The organism is Oribacterium sp. oral taxon 078 str. F0263, from assembly GCF_000469565.1.
Classification (GTDB): domain Bacteria; phylum Bacillota; class Clostridia; order Lachnospirales; family Lachnospiraceae; genus Oribacterium.
In genome coordinates, this window is the sequence record NZ_KI273094.1 from 1 (window position 1) to 17,465 (window position 17,465).

The 17,465-nt window shown below is 58.1% G+C and carries 11 protein-coding genes and 4 tRNA genes; 2 read left to right on the plus strand and 13 right to left on the minus strand.

Annotation, left to right across the window (positions count from 1 at the left end; all coding sequences use genetic code 11):
• The first annotated feature begins 221 nt into the window (after positions 1 to 221).
• Entirely contained in the window at positions 222 to 848 is a 627-nt protein-coding gene (gene eda, locus HMPREF1986_RS02690) for a bifunctional 4-hydroxy-2-oxoglutarate aldolase/2-dehydro-3-deoxy-phosphogluconate aldolase (protein ID WP_021773213.1), read from the plus strand.
• Positions 849 to 923: 75 nt separating this feature from the next.
• On the opposite strand, the gene HMPREF1986_RS02695 is transcribed toward eda, so the two are convergent.
• The 13 genes from HMPREF1986_RS02695 to HMPREF1986_RS02760 all read right to left on the minus strand — a co-directional run bounded on the left by HMPREF1986_RS02695 (position 924) and on the right by HMPREF1986_RS02760 (position 12,530).
• Positions 924 to 996 (minus strand) — tRNA-Lys (locus HMPREF1986_RS02695).
• A gap of 3 nt (positions 997 to 999) precedes the next feature.
• Positions 1,000 to 1,072: transfer RNA gene (locus HMPREF1986_RS02700), tRNA-Gln, on the minus strand.
• A 19-nt stretch (positions 1,073 to 1,091) separates the two neighbouring features.
• A tRNA-His gene (locus HMPREF1986_RS02705) sits at positions 1,092 to 1,165 on the minus strand.
• 26 nt (positions 1,166 to 1,191) lie between these two features.
• Positions 1,192 to 1,265: transfer RNA gene (locus HMPREF1986_RS02710), tRNA-Arg, on the minus strand.
• Positions 1,266 to 1,484: 219 nt separating this feature from the next.
• A complete protein-coding gene (locus HMPREF1986_RS02720; RefSeq protein WP_051273859.1) occupies positions 1,485 to 2,417 on the minus strand; it encodes a DMT family transporter in 933 nt (310 codons plus the stop codon).
• 130 nt (positions 2,418 to 2,547) lie between these two features.
• A complete protein-coding gene (gene rdgB, locus HMPREF1986_RS02725; protein ID WP_036598986.1) occupies positions 2,548 to 3,756 on the minus strand; it encodes an RdgB/HAM1 family non-canonical purine NTP pyrophosphatase in 1,209 nt (402 codons plus the stop codon).
• A 39-nt stretch (positions 3,757 to 3,795) separates the two neighbouring features.
• Positions 3,796 to 4,959, minus strand: a complete 1,164-nt coding sequence (locus HMPREF1986_RS02730) for a THUMP domain-containing class I SAM-dependent RNA methyltransferase (RefSeq protein WP_021773217.1) — start codon at positions 4,957 to 4,959, stop codon at positions 3,796 to 3,798.
• Between the two features lie 75 nt (positions 4,960 to 5,034).
• The gene (locus HMPREF1986_RS02735; protein WP_021773218.1) at positions 5,035 to 5,604 is read right to left on the minus strand and encodes a DUF1700 domain-containing protein; all 570 of its coding nucleotides are present in this window, start codon (positions 5,602 to 5,604) and stop codon (positions 5,035 to 5,037) included.
• 91 nt (positions 5,605 to 5,695) lie between these two features.
• Positions 5,696 to 7,504, minus strand: coding sequence for an aspartate--tRNA ligase (gene aspS, locus HMPREF1986_RS02740; RefSeq protein WP_036598988.1), 1,809 nt, complete (start codon positions 7,502 to 7,504; stop codon positions 5,696 to 5,698).
• 18 nt (positions 7,505 to 7,522) lie between these two features.
• On the minus strand, positions 7,523 to 8,782 hold the full coding sequence (gene hisS, locus HMPREF1986_RS02745; protein ID WP_036599002.1) for a histidine--tRNA ligase: 1,260 nt from the start codon (positions 8,780 to 8,782) through the stop codon (positions 7,523 to 7,525).
• Between the two features lie 96 nt (positions 8,783 to 8,878).
• Entirely contained in the window at positions 8,879 to 10,165 is a 1,287-nt protein-coding gene (locus tag HMPREF1986_RS02750; protein WP_021773221.1) for a diaminopimelate decarboxylase, read from the minus strand.
• Between the two features lie 161 nt (positions 10,166 to 10,326).
• Positions 10,327 to 11,757, minus strand: coding sequence for a pyruvate kinase (gene pyk / locus HMPREF1986_RS02755; RefSeq protein WP_036598990.1), 1,431 nt, complete (start codon positions 11,755 to 11,757; stop codon positions 10,327 to 10,329).
• Positions 11,758 to 11,870: 113 nt separating this feature from the next.
• Positions 11,871 to 12,530, minus strand: coding sequence for a membrane protein (locus tag HMPREF1986_RS02760; RefSeq protein ID WP_036599006.1), 660 nt, complete (start codon positions 12,528 to 12,530; stop codon positions 11,871 to 11,873).
• A gap of 227 nt (positions 12,531 to 12,757) precedes the next feature.
• Here HMPREF1986_RS02760 and HMPREF1986_RS02765 point away from each other — a divergent pair, with 227 nt between their 5' ends.
• Positions 12,758 to 17,143, plus strand: a complete 4,386-nt coding sequence (locus tag HMPREF1986_RS02765; RefSeq protein WP_036599008.1) for a 2-hydroxyacyl-CoA dehydratase — start codon at positions 12,758 to 12,760, stop codon at positions 17,141 to 17,143.
• Positions 17,144 to 17,465 lie beyond the last annotated feature (322 nt).

A 17,465-nucleotide genomic window follows, 5' to 3' on the forward strand; every position in this document is an offset into this window, starting at 1 on the left:
TATCGGAAGGTCTCTCCTCCTCCCACGTGCGAGCACGTCGAGGAGGAGAGACTTTCCGATACTGGAAGTATAATTATGCCATTTCCGGAGGGGGGTGTCAAATGGAGCGCGCTTTGTTTCTCTTGCATGGAATGCTTGAACTTGCGGGAGATATCGTCTATAATGCAAGGCGATGTAAGCGTTTACAAACTGTGTCAAGGCAGTGAAAAGGAGTGTGAACCATGACAGAATTCATGCAGAAGCTCTCGGAGCTAAGAGTTTGTCCCGTCGTCGTGCTGGACGATGCCGGGGATGCCGTGCCGCTCGCAAGGGCGCTCGCTTCAGGCGGTCTCCCCATGGCGGAAGTGACCTTCCGCACCGACGCGGCCGCGGAGTCGATCCGGAGAATCAAGGCGGAGTGCCCGGAGGTCACGGTCGGCGCCGGAACCGTTTTGGACAGAGAGCAATGTATGAGGGCGATCGAGGCCGGCGCGGGCTTTATCGTGAGCCCGGCTTTCTCCGACGAGGTCGCGCAGTGCGCGATCGGACACGGCATTCCCTATTGTCCCGGAACATGCACGCCGACGGATATCACAAATGCGCTCCGCTATAATCTCCCCATGGTGAAGTTCTTCCCGGCGGCGGCTTACGGAGGGCTTTCGACGATCAAGGCGCTCTCCGCCGTCTTCCCGGGACTCTTCTTTATGCCGACAGGCGGCGTGAATGCCGAAAATGTGAGAGACTATCTCGCCTTTGACAAGGTTATCTGTGTGGGCGGGACCTGGGTCTGCGGAAAGAAGCTGGTAAAGGAGAAAAACTGGACTGAGATCACGAGGCTCTGCCGCGAGGCCTGTGAGCTTACGCACTGATCCCGCTCTTCTGAAAGCCTTCCTCCTTGTAAAAAAGCAGCCCCTTCCGGGCTGCTTTTGACTTAATTTTATTCATGAGACACGCGGGAATCGAACCCGCGACAACTTGATTAAAAGTCAAGTGCTCTACCGACTGAGCTAGTGTCTCGAACAGGGCCAGTTGGATTCGAACCAACGAAATGCAGGCGTCAAAGGCCTGTGCCTTACCGCTTGGCGATAGCCCCGCGTAATCCTGCAGCAAAGGGTGGGCACCGGGGGTCGAACCCGGGATCTCCAGAACCACAATCTGGCGCGATAACCAACTACGCTATGCCCACCATATCACAGTCTATTCCACTGTGAATGAGCCAGAAGGGATTTGAACCCCCGACCCACGGCTTAGAAGGCCGTTGCTCTATCCAACTGAGCTACTGACTCTCAAAATCCCGCTTCCCCCGAAGCGACTTCCCTATAGTAGCGGATAGCGGCCGGATTGTCAAGAGAGAAATCGCGCATTCCCGGGCGGTCCCGCGCCCCTTCGGAGCCGTAAAAATGCTGGTTTTCCCGAGGCTTTCGCCGGATAGAAAGCGGCAGCCCTTCAGAGCGGAGGTCTCTGAAAAAGTCCGTAGAACCCAAGGGAGCGCATAAAGCGAAGGTTCATCCTGCCGAAGGGAGCTCCTCCTTCGTTCCAATTCCCGGAAGCTGGGAGAAGAGGATGGCCGCAAGCATAAAGGCGCAGCCGAGAATTTCCCGCCCGCTCAGACTCTGCCCAAGGAGGAGAAAGCCGAAGACAGCGCTGAAGACGCTCTCTAAGCTCAGGATCAGGCTCGCAATCGTGGAATCCACATAGGCCTGCGCCATGATCTGCATCGTATAGCCCGCCGCCCCGCTGAAGATCCCCACGTATAGGAGTGAGGGAAGGGCCGCCCAGAAATCGGAGGCTGTGGGCCTCTCCAAAAGGAACATCAGGATCGTGGATAAAAACGCCGACGCAAGGATCTGAAGAAGGGCAAGATAGATCCCCTCCGCTTTCCTTATGAAATGTTCCACACAGATGATCTGCATCGCGTAGAGGAAGGCGCAGAGCAGCAGCATGAGATCCCCCATCCCGAGGCGAAGCCCCTCCTTCATGCAGAGGAGGTAGAGCCCGGCGATGCTGAGCCCCGTCCCGATCCAGGTTCTCATCCCCTCTTTCTTCCGAAAGAGAAAAAGCCCCAGAAGGGGAACCCAGACGACATAGAGAGCGGAGATAAATCCGGCCTTCGCGGCCGTACTCATGGGAAGGGCATACTGCTGTGCTGCGCCGCCCATGCATAAAAAAAAGCCGCAGGCGGCTCCCCCCGCAAAAAGAGCGAAGATCCCTTCTCTTCCCCGCCCTGCCCCGTCCCTCTGTCTTAGGTTCTTCCGATACAAAAGGAACGAAAGGGGGGACATCGCCGCGAGAGAGATCCAATTTCTCGCAGCCATAAAGGAGAAGGGGCCGAGGTAATCCGCCCCATCCCTCTGCGCAATAAAGGCAAGCCCCCATATGGCGGCTGTCAAAAAGAGCATGCAAAAGCCCAGCACTTTTCTCCGACTTCTCCTGTTCAAAGCTCTCCCCCCTGTTTTCTCATCCCGCGGCTTCCTCTCCGGCCTTCCTCCGGAGAAGAAACGGGGATCCTATCGTCCCCCTTTTCCTGCTGAAAGCGCGGGAAAGACATCCGCACAGAAGCAGATGAATCTAGCGGCTCCTGTCCTCAATGTATTTTTGAATAAAGTCGAGATTTCCCCTCTCATCCACCTCGATAATCATATAGGAGGGGCGGCGGTCCGCCTGACGGGGGAAGCTGATAGAGCCGGGGTTTAAGCAGATGACTCCGCCCACCACCCGGAGAAAGGGCTTATGGCTGTGGCCGAACATCGCGACTCCGCAGTTCCTCGACCTCGCCTCCTCCGCGAGTATCCTCGGGTCCATGTTGACGCCGTAGAGATGTCCGTGGGTCAGGAAGCAGCGCTCCTTCCCGAGCTGAAGCTCCAGCTCCCTCGGAAGCTCCGCGAAAAAGTCACAGTTTCCCTGGAGGAAGCAGCAGTGACAGTCCCTCCCCGCGGCCTCCCGGAACTTATCCTCCGGCTCCTCGATATCCCCAAGATGAATCAGATCGGAGAAGGGGCCCTCCTCCCGGAGGACGCGGAGCAGGTTCTCATCCCTTCTGTGGGTATCGCTGACGACGAGGATTCTCTTCTTTTCGGTCTCTCCCTCTCTTTTTTCGCCGGGCGCCTCCTTCTCCAGCTCCTCCTGGTAGCGTCTCCCCCGCTCAGAGAGCTTCCGGTCGCTCTCCTCCACGGAGCGGAGCAGCCTTCGCATCTCGCGAAGCGCCTTCCCCCTGTGAGAGATCCCGTCCTTTTCCTCGGGACTCAACTCCGCCGATGTCTTCCGGTACTCCGGGAGGTAGAGGATCGGGTCATAGCCAAAGCCATTCCGCCCCGCCGGCTTCTCGGCGATCAGGCCCGGAAAGCTCCCCTCCGTGTGGAAGATCCGTCCGTCCGAAAAGGCAGCGCAGATATCACAGCTGAAATGTGCGCTTCTGTCCTCCCCCTTTACATCCTTGAGCTTCTCCAGAATCCGCCGGTTCTTCTCCTCGTAGCTGCTGTTTTCGCCCAGGAATCGGGCGGAATAGATCCCCGGCGCACCCCTGAGATAATCGATGCAGAGCCCGGAATCATCCGCAAGGATCACATCCCCCTCTCGGAGAAGTCCGTGCTCCCTCATATATTCCCGGATGCCGACCGCCTTTGCCTCTGCATTCTCCGCGAAGCTCTTTCCATTCTCCTCCGGATCAAAGTCGATGCCGAGATCTGACTTCGCGAGGATTTCCGAAGCCGCGTCCCTCAGGATTCTCCGGATCTCCCTCATTTTGTCCCGATTATGCGTCGCAAATATGATCCTCACGTCTTCCCTCCTCTCATTAGAATCGGCATTCCGCAGAGCTTATTTTTTCTCCTGGCGCGGACGGATACCGTATGAGTAAAAGTAGGTCTTCATCATCCCATTATAGATCTTTCTGTTTTTATCCGCTCTCCCGAGGTAGCGCTGCGCATCCTCGTAGGCCGTGATCAGATAGAGCTTCCAGTGATCGAGTCCTTCCCAGGCCTCCCGGAGCTCTGTATAGAGAAGCGGAAGATTTCTCCTGTCCTCGATCCGCTCCCCATAGGGGGGATTCGTGATGAGATATCCTCCCCTTCCGCTGTGAGAGAGCTTTGCGAGCTCCCGGAGCTGAAAATGGATCAGCTTCCCGACCCCGGCTCTCTCCGCGTTTTCCCGGCAGACCGGAAGCATTGCGGGGTCAATGTCATAGCCCTGGATATCCAGGACTCTTCCGGCTCCTCCCGCGAGGATAGCGCGGTCTATCTGCTCATTGGCCTCCGTCACCGCCTCATTCCAGTGCTTCCTTGGGACGAGGTTGCTCCAGCCCTCCGCCGTGAAGGCGCGGTCCGCCCCGGGCGCAATCCCCGCGGCGAGCATGGCGGCCTCGATCAAAAAGGTGCCTGAGCCGCACATCGGATCGATCAGCGGCAGCTCCGCCCTCCAGCCGCTTAAGAGGAGAAGGGATGCGGCAAGGGTCTCCGTAATCGGCGCCTTTCCCGCCTTCAGCCGATAGCCTCTTTTGTGGAGGGACTCCCCGCTTGTGTCCAGCGCGAGCGTCAGCTGATCCTTATAGAGGCTTACACGGAAGGGATATTTCGCGCCGTGCTCCTCGAACCAGCTCCTGTGGTAGATCCTTCCGAGGCGGTCCACCATCGCCTTCTTCATGACCGACTGGATATCCCGCGGTGAATAGAGCTTTGAGTTGATCGAGCTCGCCTTTGTCACCCAGAAGCTTCCATCCTCCGGTATAAACTCCTCTAAGGGCAGCGCTCTCGTCCCCTGAAAGAGCTCTTCATAGCTCTCCGCCCGGAACTCTCCGACCTTAAGGAGGATTCTCTCCGCGCTCCTTATGAAAATGTTGGCTCTGGCGATCGCTTCGGCATCCCCGATGAAGCTGACTCTTCCGTCCCGAACGTCGCTGATCTCATAGCCCAGCTCGTAGATCTCCTTCTTCGTGACGGACTCCAGCCCGAAATGGCAGGGGGCCATCAGCTCATATGTCTTCATCCTCTCTCCTTTTTGACGGGAGCAGCCTATTCCCATAAAGCCATGAAAGCGCTGCCGCCATATAGAGCCGGACCTCTAGCGGTCCATCAGCCCCTTTAAAAGCCAAAGAAGCAAAAATACCGCGCAAAGAGGCAGGAGGATCGGCGAAAGCAGCGAGAAGATCCCTCCGATCAGCTGGGCGAGCAGAAAGAGCAGTAAAAGGACGAAGAGGAAGAGGAAGAAGCAGCCTAAATTATTGAGCTGGAAGGACTGAATCCTCGGTCCCCGCTCCTCTGTATTCTCCTCTCTCCACTCCTCCCCTCTTTCCCTCTCCGCCGAGGCCCCGGGCTGCGGACCGGGATCGGAGTCTATGCCCCGGTACTGTCTGTCCTCCTCGTCCGAGTTATAGTTGATCTCACTCTCCTCATGGCGAAACGGCGTCTCCCGGGCGATCCGATCCCCTCCCGCCTCCGCGGCGTCCGCGATGGTCTTTGCGAGGAGCCTCGGCTCTCCGAGCTCCGATACGACCTCCTCCTCGCTCCTCCCCTTTTTACACTCGGAGGCGATATAGTCCTGATAATAGCTTAGCTGCTCCCGGATCCGCTCCTCCGAGACCGAATTGCTGAGCTCCGCGCGGAGCGCCCGAAGAAATTCCTCTCTTGTCACAAGATCTCCTTTTATCCGGGACTCTGAAGTCCCGGTGCATTGTCTGTCTGTTTCCCGCTCTTCTCCCGTCTTAAAGACCGGGCGGTCGGGATCAGTCCTTCTCCGCCTCCTCCCGATCCGAGACGACGATGCCGAGGTCCAGGAGCTGCTGCTCCTCAAAGACCGGAGCCGGAGCCTCCATCATGGCATCGGAGCCGTCCTTCCCCTTCGGAAATGCGATGACATCCCGTATCGTATCGGAGCCGACCATCCACATCGAAAGCCTATCCAGGCCATAGGCGAGTCCCGCATGGGGAGGCACGCCGTAGCGGAAGGCCTGCATCAGGAAGCCGAACTGCTCCATCGCCCTCTCTCTCGTAAAGCCAAGCTTCTCCAGCATCCTTTCCTGCACCTCCGCCTGGTGGATACGGACGGAGCCTCCGCCAAGCTCTGTGCCGTTTAGGACGATGTCGTAGGCCTTTGCCCTCACTGCCCCGGGATCCGTGTCGAGCAGGGGAAGATCCTCCTCCATGGGCATGGTAAAGGGGTGATGCATCGCCTGGAAGCGGCCGAGCTCCTCCGAATACTCAAACATCGGAAACTCCGTGACCCAGAGGAAGCTCCACGCCTTTTCGTCGATGAGGGAGAAGTCCCTCCCAAGAGAAAGCCTGAGCGCTCCGAGACTGTCCCAGACCACCCTCCTGTCCCGATCCGAGACAAGGAAGAGAAGATCCCCTGCTTTTGCCTGCATCGCCTCACAGAGCCGCTCCTTCTCCCCCTCCCTTAAGAACTTCGCAAAGCTCGATTTACAGCTCCCATCCTCCATGAGAGAGAGGTAGGCCAGGCCCTTCGCCCCGCATTCCTTCACGAAATCGGTGTAGGCATCGATTTTCTTCCGGGGCATCCCCGCCCCTCCCGGAAGCCTAAGCCCCTTGATGACGCCCCCCTCTCTCACACAGTCGGAGAAGACGGAGAAGCCGCAGTCCCGAAGAAGCTCCGTCAGATCCATAAGCTTCATTCCGAAGCGAAGATCCGGCTTATCGCTCCCGTAATCGTTCATCGCATCGATCCAGCGCATCCTCCGGAGCGGAAGCGTCAGCTCGACGCCGCAGACCTCCCGGAAGATAAACTGCAGGAGACGCTCATTGAGCTCCAGGACATCCTCGATATCGACGAAGGAGAGCTCCATATCGACCTGGGTAAACTCGGGCTGCCGGTCCGCCCGGAGGTCCTCATCCCGGTAGCAGCGGGCGAGCTGAAAGTAGCGGTCCATGCCGGAGACCATCAGAAGCTGCTTTAAGAGCTGCGGGGACTGGGGAAGCGCATAGAAGGAGCCGTGGTGGAGGCGGCTCGGCACGAGGAAGTCCCTCGCCCCCTCCGGCGTCGACTTGATGAGAGTCGGCGTCTCGATCTCCAAAAAACCGTTCTCCGTCAGGAAGCGGCGGATCAAAAAGGAGATGCGGGCCCTCGTCATAATGCGTTTCTGAAGCTCCGGGCGGCGGAGATCCAGGTAGCGGTACTTCAGGCGGAGCTCCTCCTTCGTCCGTATGCCGTCCTCGATGGGGAAGGGGGGCACCTCGGACTCCGAGAGGATGCGGAGCTCTCTCGCGGAGAGCTCGATCGAGCCGGTCGAAAGCTCCGCGTTTATGTCCTTCCCCCGGCTCTGCACGATGCCGCTCACCGCGATGACAAATTCAGAGCGAAGCCGGGCGGCCTTCTCAAAGACCTCCTTCCCGCAGTCCTTCTCCTCAAACAGAATCTGAAGGATACCGGAGCGGTCGCGAAGATCGGTAAAGATCAATCCTCCCTTATTCCGGGATTTCTGGACCCAGCCCATCATCGTGACCTCCTGCCCGATCATGGACTCCGTAAGATGCGCGCAGCGGCACGTTCTGTGCAATCCCCTCATTGACTCAGCCATATTCTATTCCGCCCCTTCCTAAGCGTAGATCTCCATGCACTCTTGGTAGCCCTCCTTCCGGAGCTGCTCCTTTTGAAATTTCTTATTCTTATTCATGCGGACGATGAGGACCCTCTCTCCTCTTTTCCTCCGGCTGTCCGCCTCTCTGAGCACTGCCGAAAGCTTTTCCCGGGAGATTCCCTTTTCCAGGAGGATGGCGAGACTTCCCTCCTCCCTCTCTGTCCCCTCTCCGCTCTCTAAAAGGATGGTCACAAGGCGTTCAAAGCCGATGGAGAAGCCGACCGCCGCGGTATCCTTTCCCGTAAAGAGCCCGACCATCCGATCGTATCTCCCGCCCCCTCCGATGGAGCCGGGAAAGCCCTCCGCCCGGATCTCGAAGATCGGCCCGGTATAGTAGCCCATGCCGCGGACCAGTGTGGGGTCAAAGGAGAGGCGAAGCTCCGGTCCCGCGATCTCTTGCACCATCTCCATGATCTCCGAAAGATTTTCGGAGATCCCCGGGGAAAGCTTCTCTCCGAGGATCTCCCCGAGCCTTCGGATATCCTCTGCCCCCTCTCCCGCATCGAGGACAAGACTTAGATAGCGCTCGATCCCCTCCGCGGAGAGTCCCAGGGAGAGGAGCTCCTCCCGGACCCCCTCCATTCCGATCTTGTCCGCCTTATCGAGGATCACGCAGATCTCCTCGAAATCCTCCTCGGGAAAGCCCGCAAAGCGCTGCATGCCCCGGAGAATCTCCCTGTCATTCAGGACGATCCGGAAGGGATGCCTCCCCGAAAAGCCGATCCGCCGAAGGAAGCTCCCGATCGCGAGGATGAGCTCGATCTCCGAGAGATTCGACTCATCTCCGAGGATATCGATGTCACACTGGACGAACTCCCGGAATCTCCCCTTCTGCGGGCGGTCCGCCCGGAAGACCGGGCCGATCTGCAGGGCCTTAAAGGGATTCGGGAGCTTCGCCTGATTTTCCGCGTAGAATCTCGTGAGAGGCAGGGTGAGATCATAGCGGAGGCCGGAGTCGGAAAGGGCGGAGGCCTCCCCCGACGAAAGGGCATGCTCCAGCTTCTCTCCTCGCTTCAGGAGCTTGAAAATCAGCTTCTCATTGTCCCCTCCCTGCCGGCTTAAGAGGTTCTCGATATGCTCGACCGCGGGGGTCTCTATCTCCGTGAAGCCGAATTCCCGGTAGCATTTCCGGATCTCCGAGAGGAGATACTGGCGGACGGCCATCTCGTCCGGGAGAATGTCCTTCATGCCAGTGACCGGCTTTTTCTTTAATCCCATATACTTTCCTTCCGCTTTCAAAGAAATCTCCAAGTATCCGCCCTTTTCAGGGCTCCGGGCTCTTCCGTGGAAAAGGCGGCGAAATCCCGCCCTCTCTCAAAGGCTGTGGCTGTCCATGTAGCGCTTCATGTCCGGATCGATATCCAAGGTGGCGAAGTAATCCCTCGGCGTCTCCGCCCGGCGGATCAGCTTCACGCTGCCGTCTCTTTTCTTCAGAAGCTCCGCGCACCAGAGCTTTCCGTTGTAATTATAGCCCATGGCGAAGCCGTGCGCCCCGGCGTCATGGATGAAGAGGAGGTCTCCCTTTTCGAGCCTTGGGAGTCTGCGGTCCACCGCAAACTTATCATTGTTCTCACAGAGGGAGCCGACGACGTCATAGCTCTCCGTCTCCTCCTCTTTCTCCTTCCCGAGGACCGTGATGTGATGATAGGCCCCGTAGACCGCGGGTCTCATAAGATTCGCCGCGCAGGCATCGACACCGGCATAGTGCTTATAGGTCTCCTTGAAATGGATGACCCTCGTGATGAGTGCCCCGTAGGGGGCGAGCATGAATCGTCCAAGCTCCGTGAAAATCCTGACATCGGAGAGTCCGTTCCTCCCGAGAATCTCGTCATAGACCCGGTGAACGCCTTCTCCGATCGCGAGGATATCATTCGGCTTCTCCTCCGGCCGGTAGGCGATCCCCACTCCTCCCGAGAGATTGATGAAGGAGAGCCGGATGCCGCAGTCCTCCTTCACCCGGACCGCCAGTGTGAAAAGCTGCCTCGCAAGAGTCGGATAGTACTCATTGCTCACGGTATTGGAGGCGAGGAAGGCGTGGATGCCGAAATGCTTTACGCCGCCCGCCTTCAGGATTCGGAAGCCCTCAAGAATCTGCTCCTCCGTCATGCCGAATTTCGCGTCCTGGGGATTATCCATGATCGTATTCGCGATTTTGAAATATCCACCGGGGTTATAGCGAAGACAGAGCGTCTCCGGAAAGCCCCCGAGCGTCTCCCGAAGCTCTTCGATGTTTGAAAAATCATCGAGATTGATGATCGCCCCGAGCTTCTCGGCGAAGCGGTACTCGGAGAGCGGCGTATCATTGGAGGAAAACATGATCTCCTGTCCCCGGAAGCCGCAGGCCTCGGACATCTCAAGCTCCGTCAGGGAGGAGCAGTCCGTGCCGCAGCCCTCCTCTCGGAGGATGCGGAGGATCTCGGGATTCGGCGTGGCCTTCACCGCAAAATACTCCCGAAAGCCCGGGTTCCAGGAAAAGGCCCGCTTAAGCCTCCTCGCATTCTCCCGGATTCCCTCTTCGTCGTAGAGGTAGAAGGGGGTGGGATAGCTCTCTGCGATCCTCTCCGCCTCTTCCTTTGTGATATAAGTCTCTTTCATGTCCATCCTCTGTTCTATCCTAAGCCCCTTCCCTCTTCCGGCCTTTCCGCCGCTTCCTTCCCCGCGCTAAGACTCCGTCCGCCTGTACTCTCCCCTTCTGCAAGGCTCCCGCAGCGCTTAGCGGGCAGTCGGAGCGGGAGCCCCCCACGGGAGCGGCATGGGATCTGCTAGGCCTGTATGACTCTCATGATATTTGTGCTTGTGACAGGCTGCCGCCTTGTGAGGCGGGAGAGGACCCCCGCCGTGATGACGCAGAGATCCCCGGTCTCGACGAGCTGCCTGCTCCGAAGCTCCTCGAGAGAGCTGTCGAAGAGCTCATCCGTGGTATCCGCTCTCCTCGCCCAGATCGGGCTGACTCCCCAAAAGAGCATCATCTGCCTCGTGGTCTGCTGACTCGGAGAGAGCGCAACGATGGGGGTCCGCGGACGGTATTTTGCGATCATGGACGCGGTAGCGCCGGTGAGCGTCGGGACGATGATGGCCTTCGCCTGGATCTCGTGTGCCGTGGTGACGGTCGCCGCGCATACCGCGTTTCCGATGCTCTCATAGAGGCTCTTCTCGAGCACTCTGGTCTTAAATTGCTTATAGTTCAGAAACTGCTCCGTATACTCGACGATGGACGCCATCATCTGCGCGGCCTCCACCGGGTACTTTCCGTTTGCGCTCTCCCCGGAGAGCATGACCGCGTCCGTTCCGTCGTAGACCGCGGTCGCGACATCCGTGACCTCCGCCCTCGTGGGACGCGGGTTCCGGATCATGGAATCCAGCATCTGTGTTGCGGTGATGACAAGCTTCCCCTCATAATTGCATTTTTCGATGATCTCCTTCTGAAGCTGCGGAAGCCTCCGCGCCTCGATCTCGACCCCGAGATCTCCCCGCGCGACCATGATCCCGTCCGCCGCGTTGATGATCTCCTGCAGGTTGTCAAGCCCTTCCTGAGACTCGATCTTCGCGATGATCTTCATATTGGATCCGGCCTCATCGATGAGCTTTCGGATATCCTCGATCGCCTGGGCATTCCGGATAAAGGAAGCCGCGACAAAGTCGAAGCCCTCATCGAGGCCGAAGCGGATATCATCGATATCCTGCTCCGTGAGGGAGGGAAGGCGGATCGGGACATTCGGTACATTGACGCCCTTTCTCTCTCCGAGCTCCCCTCCATTTGTGATCTCACAGCGGATCTCATTTCCCGCGACCTCCAGAACCTTCAGGCCGATGAGACCGTCGTCGATCAGGATCACATTTCCTTCCTTCACATCCTCACAGAGACCGCTGTAATTGATGTAGACCCTGTCCTTGTTGCCGACGCATTCCTCTGTGCTGAGCACGATCCTATCTCCGCTTTTCAGCATGATCTTCTGATGATCCTCGAGAAGTCCCGTCCGGATCTCCGGTCCCTTCGTGTCGAGAAGCGCGGCGATCGGCCGCCCTGTCTCCTGTCGGACCTTCTTTAGGAGCTCATAGCGCTCGAGGTGCTCCGCATGATCCCCGTGGGAGAAATTAAATCTCGCCACATCCATCGTCATGCCAAGCCGCTTCATGAGCTCATAATCATTCTCATTCGGCCCCATCGTGCACACAATTTTCGTTCTTCTCATCTTTCTCTCCTCACTTTATCGCTCAGTCCCCCGGCGGGCACTGAAAACAGACTCTCACATTCGGCAGAAAACAAATATTATATAGCAAGCGCTATCACCCTATAAAAGGAAGCTCAGCGGAAATCCCGGAGATCTATGATCTTCCGCCCGGATCCTCCCTTCCTCCCCCTCTCATTGATCATGAAATAAAAGAGCAGCACATTGAGGATGGATAGGACGATCTCCACCTTCTCCCCGAAATACCGGCTCGAAACAAGGAAATAGAGATAGAGCACAAGCTCTATGAGCGCCATATATTTCGCCTTCACCGGTATGATGAAGTAGAGCAAAAAGACGCTGTCCGGAAAGCTCAGGGCGTAGGCGAGGAAGATGCTGAAGCCCATAAAAGTCGGGTAGAGCCGCAGACTGATCCCGCTTATGAAATAGCAAAGAAGAGCTGCGATAAGGAGGAGGAGCGCCCCCGTCCAGAAAAAAAGATTGTAGCGGAAGGTCCCCCATACCTGCTCCAGCGTCTGCCCGAGACTGTAATAGACAAAGATCCCGATCAGCGCCCAGATCGGGCTCCTGCTCGGATAGTAGAAAAGAAAGGTGATGAGCCTCCAAAGCTGACCCTGTACAATCGCCTTCGGATTGAGATCCAGATACTGAAAATAAAGATCCGGATTGAAAAGCTGAATCAGGAAACCCAGCGCGTAGATCGCGCAGATATAGCGCATCAGATTCGGTACCGCATATCTCCCAAGCTTCTTCTCCAGCCTCTTCTCAAAACTCATCCTGATTTCCCTCCGGGCATCCCCGCCCGCTTCCCCGGGAGCAACATTCCCGCCCGCGGACGGGTTCCGTCTCTTCGCCGCCTGAACGTAAAGAGTATACTTGTCGGGCATTGATTTTTCAAGGGATTTCCGCCTTTATGCTTTTTTTAGAAAGGGAAAGCTTGCTGGACTCCCCTTCCTATGCTAATGTAGGAGGTCCGGAGCAGCGCTCCGGGGAGGGTTTATCTATGAGGAAAAATTACAGACTGGGGATCGATATCGGCTCCACCACGGTAAAGGCCGCGGTGCTGGACCCCGCGGGGAAACTTCTCTTCTCCGACTACCGAAGACATTTCGCAAATATTCAGGAAACTCTCGCAGATCTCCTCTCGGAGGCCAGGGAGAAGCTCGGAGAGATTTCCCTCTCCGCGGTCATCACCGGCTCCGGAGGACTCACGCTTGCTAAGCATATGGACACTCCCTTCTGTCAGGAGGTCGTCGCCGTCGCGTCCGCCCTGAAAAAGGAGCGGCCGGACACCGATGTCGCCATCGAGCTCGGCGGAGAGGACGCAAAGATCATCTACTTCCGGGGCGGCATAGATCAGAGGATGAACGGGATCTGCGCGGGCGGAACCGGCTCCTTCATCGACCAGATGGCATCCCTTCTCGATACCGATGCGGCGGGTCTGAATGCGCTCGCGGGGAGCTATCGGATGATCTATCCGATCGCGGCCCGCTGCGGCGTCTTCGCAAAGACAGACATTCAGCCCCTGATCAATGAGGGAGCGGCGAGGGAGGATCTCGCCGCCTCTATCTTTCAGGCCGTGGTGAATCAGACGATCTCCGGCCTTGCGCAGGGAAAACCGATCCGGGGCCATGTCGCCTTCCTCGGCGGTCCGCTCCACTTCATGCCGGAGCTTCGAAACGCCTTCATCCGAAGCCTCAATCTCCGGGACGAGGAGATCATCGCGCCGGAAAATTCCCACCTTTTTGCCGCGATCGGCTCCGCCCTGAACTGTGCGGAGGATGCAAAGGAGATCCCGATCTCCGAGCTCATCTCCCGCCTCCGCGCCGGTATCCGGATGGACTCCGAGATCAAGAGGATGCCCTCTCTCTTCCGAAGTGAAGAGGAATACCGCCTCTTCCGGGAGCGGCACGAAAAGGCGAAGGTAAAAACCGCGGAGCTCTCCCAAGCAAGGGGCAATGTCTTCCTGGGCATCGACGCGGGCTCCACGACGACAAAGCTCGCGCTCATCTCCGAAAGGGGAGAGCTCCTCTATAAATTTTATTCCAACAACGACGGCTCCCCCATCGCGACCGCAATACGGGCTGTGAACGAGATCCGGGAAAGGCTCCCGAAGGGCGCGCGGATCGCCTGGTCCTGCTCTACGGGCTACGGAGAGGCTCTGCTGCAGTCCGCCTTCCAGCTCGACGAGGGGGAGGTCGAGACCATCGCGCACTACTACGCGGCTTCCTTCTTCGAACCGGATGTGGACTGCATCCTGGACATCGGCGGACAGGACATGAAATGCATTCAGATCAAGGACGGGACCGTCGACTCCGTCCAGCTGAACGAAGCCTGCTCCTCCGGCTGCGGCTCCTTTTTGGAGACCTTCGCGAAATCGCTGAGCTTCTCCGTCATCGACTTCGCAAAGGAGGCGCTCTACGCCGAAAATCCCACGGACCTCGGCTCCCGCTGCACGGTCTTCATGAACTCCAATGTGAAGCAGGCCCAGAAGGAGGGGGCAAGCGTCGCGGACATCTCCGCGGGTCTCGCCTACTCCGTCATTAAAAATGCCCTCTTTAAGGTAATCAAGGTCACGGACGCAAAAGATCTGGGCGAGCATATCGTGGTGCAGGGCGGCACCTTCTACAATGACGCCGTCCTCCGCGCTTTAGAGAGCATACTGGGGAGAAATGTCGTCCGCCCCGATATCGCCGGTATCATGGGGGCCTTCGGCGCTGCCCTGATCGCCAGGGAGCGCTATCTGATCGCGGGGGAGAAGCTCCGGGATCAGCTCATCGCAGGGGAGATCTCCCCGGAGGATACAGACGAGGGCCTGCCGAAGAGCCGCATGCTCTCTCTGGACAGGATCGCCTCTTTGAAATATTCCACCAGCATGACCCGCTGCCAGATCTGCAACAATCACTGTGTCCTGACCGTAAACCAGTTCGGCGCGGGGAGGAGCTTTATCTCCGGAAACCGCTGCGAGCGGGGACTCGGAAAGGCGAGGGTAAAGAGCGATGTCCCGAACCTCTACGCCTGGAAGATGAAGCGGATCTTCGGCTACGAGCCGCTCTCTCCGGAGAAAGCAGACCGGGGGGAGGTCGGAATCCCGCGGGTGCTCGGCATGTACGAGGACTACCCCTTCTGGGCGGTCTTTTTCCGCGCGCTCCGCTTCCGGACTGTCCTCTCCCCCGCCTCTACGAGAAAGATCTACGAGCTCGGCATCGAGTCGATCCCCTCCGAATCCGAATGCTACCCGGCAAAGATCGTCCACGGCCACATCGAATGGCTGATCCGGAAGGGCCAGAAGTTTATCTTCTACCCCTGTGTCCCCTATGAGAGAAATGAGACACCGGAGGCGGGCAATCACTACAACTGCCCCATGGTCACATCCTATGCGGAAAATATCAAGAACAATGTAGAATCCCTCGAGGAGAATTCCATCCTCTTCATGAAGCCCTTCGTCGCCTTCACAAACGAAAAGATCCTGACGGAGCAGCTCGTGAAGGTCTTCGTCCATCCGAAGCGGATCGAGGACAGCATCAAGCCGGTGGGCTCCCTCACACTCGAAAAAATCAAAGAGCAGTTCCGGAAGTGGAGCTTTACGGAGGAGGAGATCCGGCATGCCGCACACGAGGCCTGGGAAGAGCTCCTGAAATCACGCGAGGACACGGAGAGAAAGGGAGAGGAGACTCTTCTTTGGATGGAGAAGAGCGGGCACCGCGGCATCGTGCTCGCAGGCCGTCCCTACCATGTCGACCCGGAGATCCACCACGGTATCCCGGAGCTCATCGCCTCCTACGGCTTCGCCGTCCTCACAGAGGACTCCGTCTCTCACCTTGCAAAGGCCGAGCGGCCCCTGATCGTCACGGACCAATGGATGTACCACTCCCGGCTCTACCGCGCCGCGTCCTTCGTAAAGACCCAGGAGAATCTGGATTTCATTCAGCTGAATTCCTTCGGCTGCGGACTGGATGCCGTCACGGTGGATCAGGCGAGGGATATCCTGACCGGCTCCGACAAGATCTATACCGTATTGAAGATCGACGAGGTGAACAACCTGGGCGCCGCGAGGATCCGGATCCGCTCGCTCCTCGCCGCGATCCGCGTTCGCTCGGAGAAAAACTACCGGAGGACACTGCGCCCCGCCTCCTACAGGCGAAAGCTTTTCACAAAGGACATGAAAAGGGAGGGCTATACCATCCTCTGCCCGCAGATGTCCCCGATTCACTTCGAGCTCATCGAACCGGCGATCCGCTCCGCGGGCTACCATCTCGTGGTTCTCGATAATGACAACCGAAGCGCCATCGACGAGGGCCTGAAATACGTCAATAACGACGCCTGCTACCCCTCCATCATCGTCGTCGGGCAGGTGATGGAAGCATTGAATTCCGGAAAATACGACTTAAACCGCACGGCGGTCATCATGTCCCAGACCGGCGGAGGCTGCCGCGCCTCAAACTACATCGGCTTCATCCGGAGAGCTCTCGCAAAGGCCGGCATGGAACAGATCCCCGTCATCTCCCTGAACGCAAACGGCATGGAGTCCACGCCGGGCTTCCGGCTCACGATCCCGCTCCTCACAAAGGCCATGCAGGGAGTCGTCTACGGGGATATCTTCATGCGGGTGCTCTACCGCTGCAGACCCTATGAATTAAAGCCGGGCTCGGCGGAGGCTCTCCACCAAAAATGGAAGGAGATCTGTATCCGCTCCGTCTCGAAGAAAAGACCCGATATGCGGGAATTTTCCCGAAATGTGAGAGGCATCATCCGGGACTTCGACGCTCTCCCGCTCCGGGAGGAGCTCAGAAAGCCGAGAGTTGGTATCGTCGGCGAAATCCTTGTGAAGTTCTCCCCTCTTGCGAACAACCATATCGTAGAACTCCTGGAGAGGGAAGGCGCGGAGGCTGTCATGCCGGATCTTCTGGACTTCCTGCTCTACTGCTTCTATAACCAGAACTTCAAATACGAAAACCTCGGCGCCGGCTGGAAGGGAAGGGCGCTTTGCAATGCCGCGATCGCGCTCCTAGAATTCTTCCGAAAGACCGCGAGAAAGGAATTCCGGGCTTCCCGCCGCTTCACCCCTCCCGGTGAGATCCGGGAGCTCGCAGATAAGGCGAGGGAATACGTCTCCCTCGGAAATCAGACCGGAGAGGGCTGGTTCCTGACCGGAGAAATGCTGGAGCTCCTCGCGGAGGGAGTCGACAATATCGTCTGCACTCAGCCCTTCGGCTGCCTCCCGAATCACATCGTCGGAAAGGGCGTCATCAAAGAATTAAAGCGCCATAATCCCGGCGCGAACATCATCGCCGTGGACTACGACGCCGGTGCCTCCGAGGTCAACCAGTTAAACCGCATCAAGCTCATGCTCACCGTCGCCCAGAACAAGATCCGCGAGGGCGCTTAGTCCCGTAATTTCCCATCAGGGAAATTCGGGACGTACTTGGCGAGGCAAAGCCTCGTCCTGCGAAGCAGGACTGCTCGACGGCTCCCGGCCGAGAGCAGCCCCCCGCCCGGGAACCTTTCGCTCCTCCCACACGCCAGGGCCTTTTCTCCGTCTGAAGGGACAAAAGGTCCCGTAATTTCCCATCAGGGAAATTCGGGACGTACTTGGCGGGGCGAAGCCTCGTCCTGCGGAGCAGGACTGCTCGACGGCTCCCGGCCGAGAGCAGCCCTGCTCCGCCCGGGAATCTAGCGCTCCTCCCACACGCCAGGGCCTTTTCTCCGTC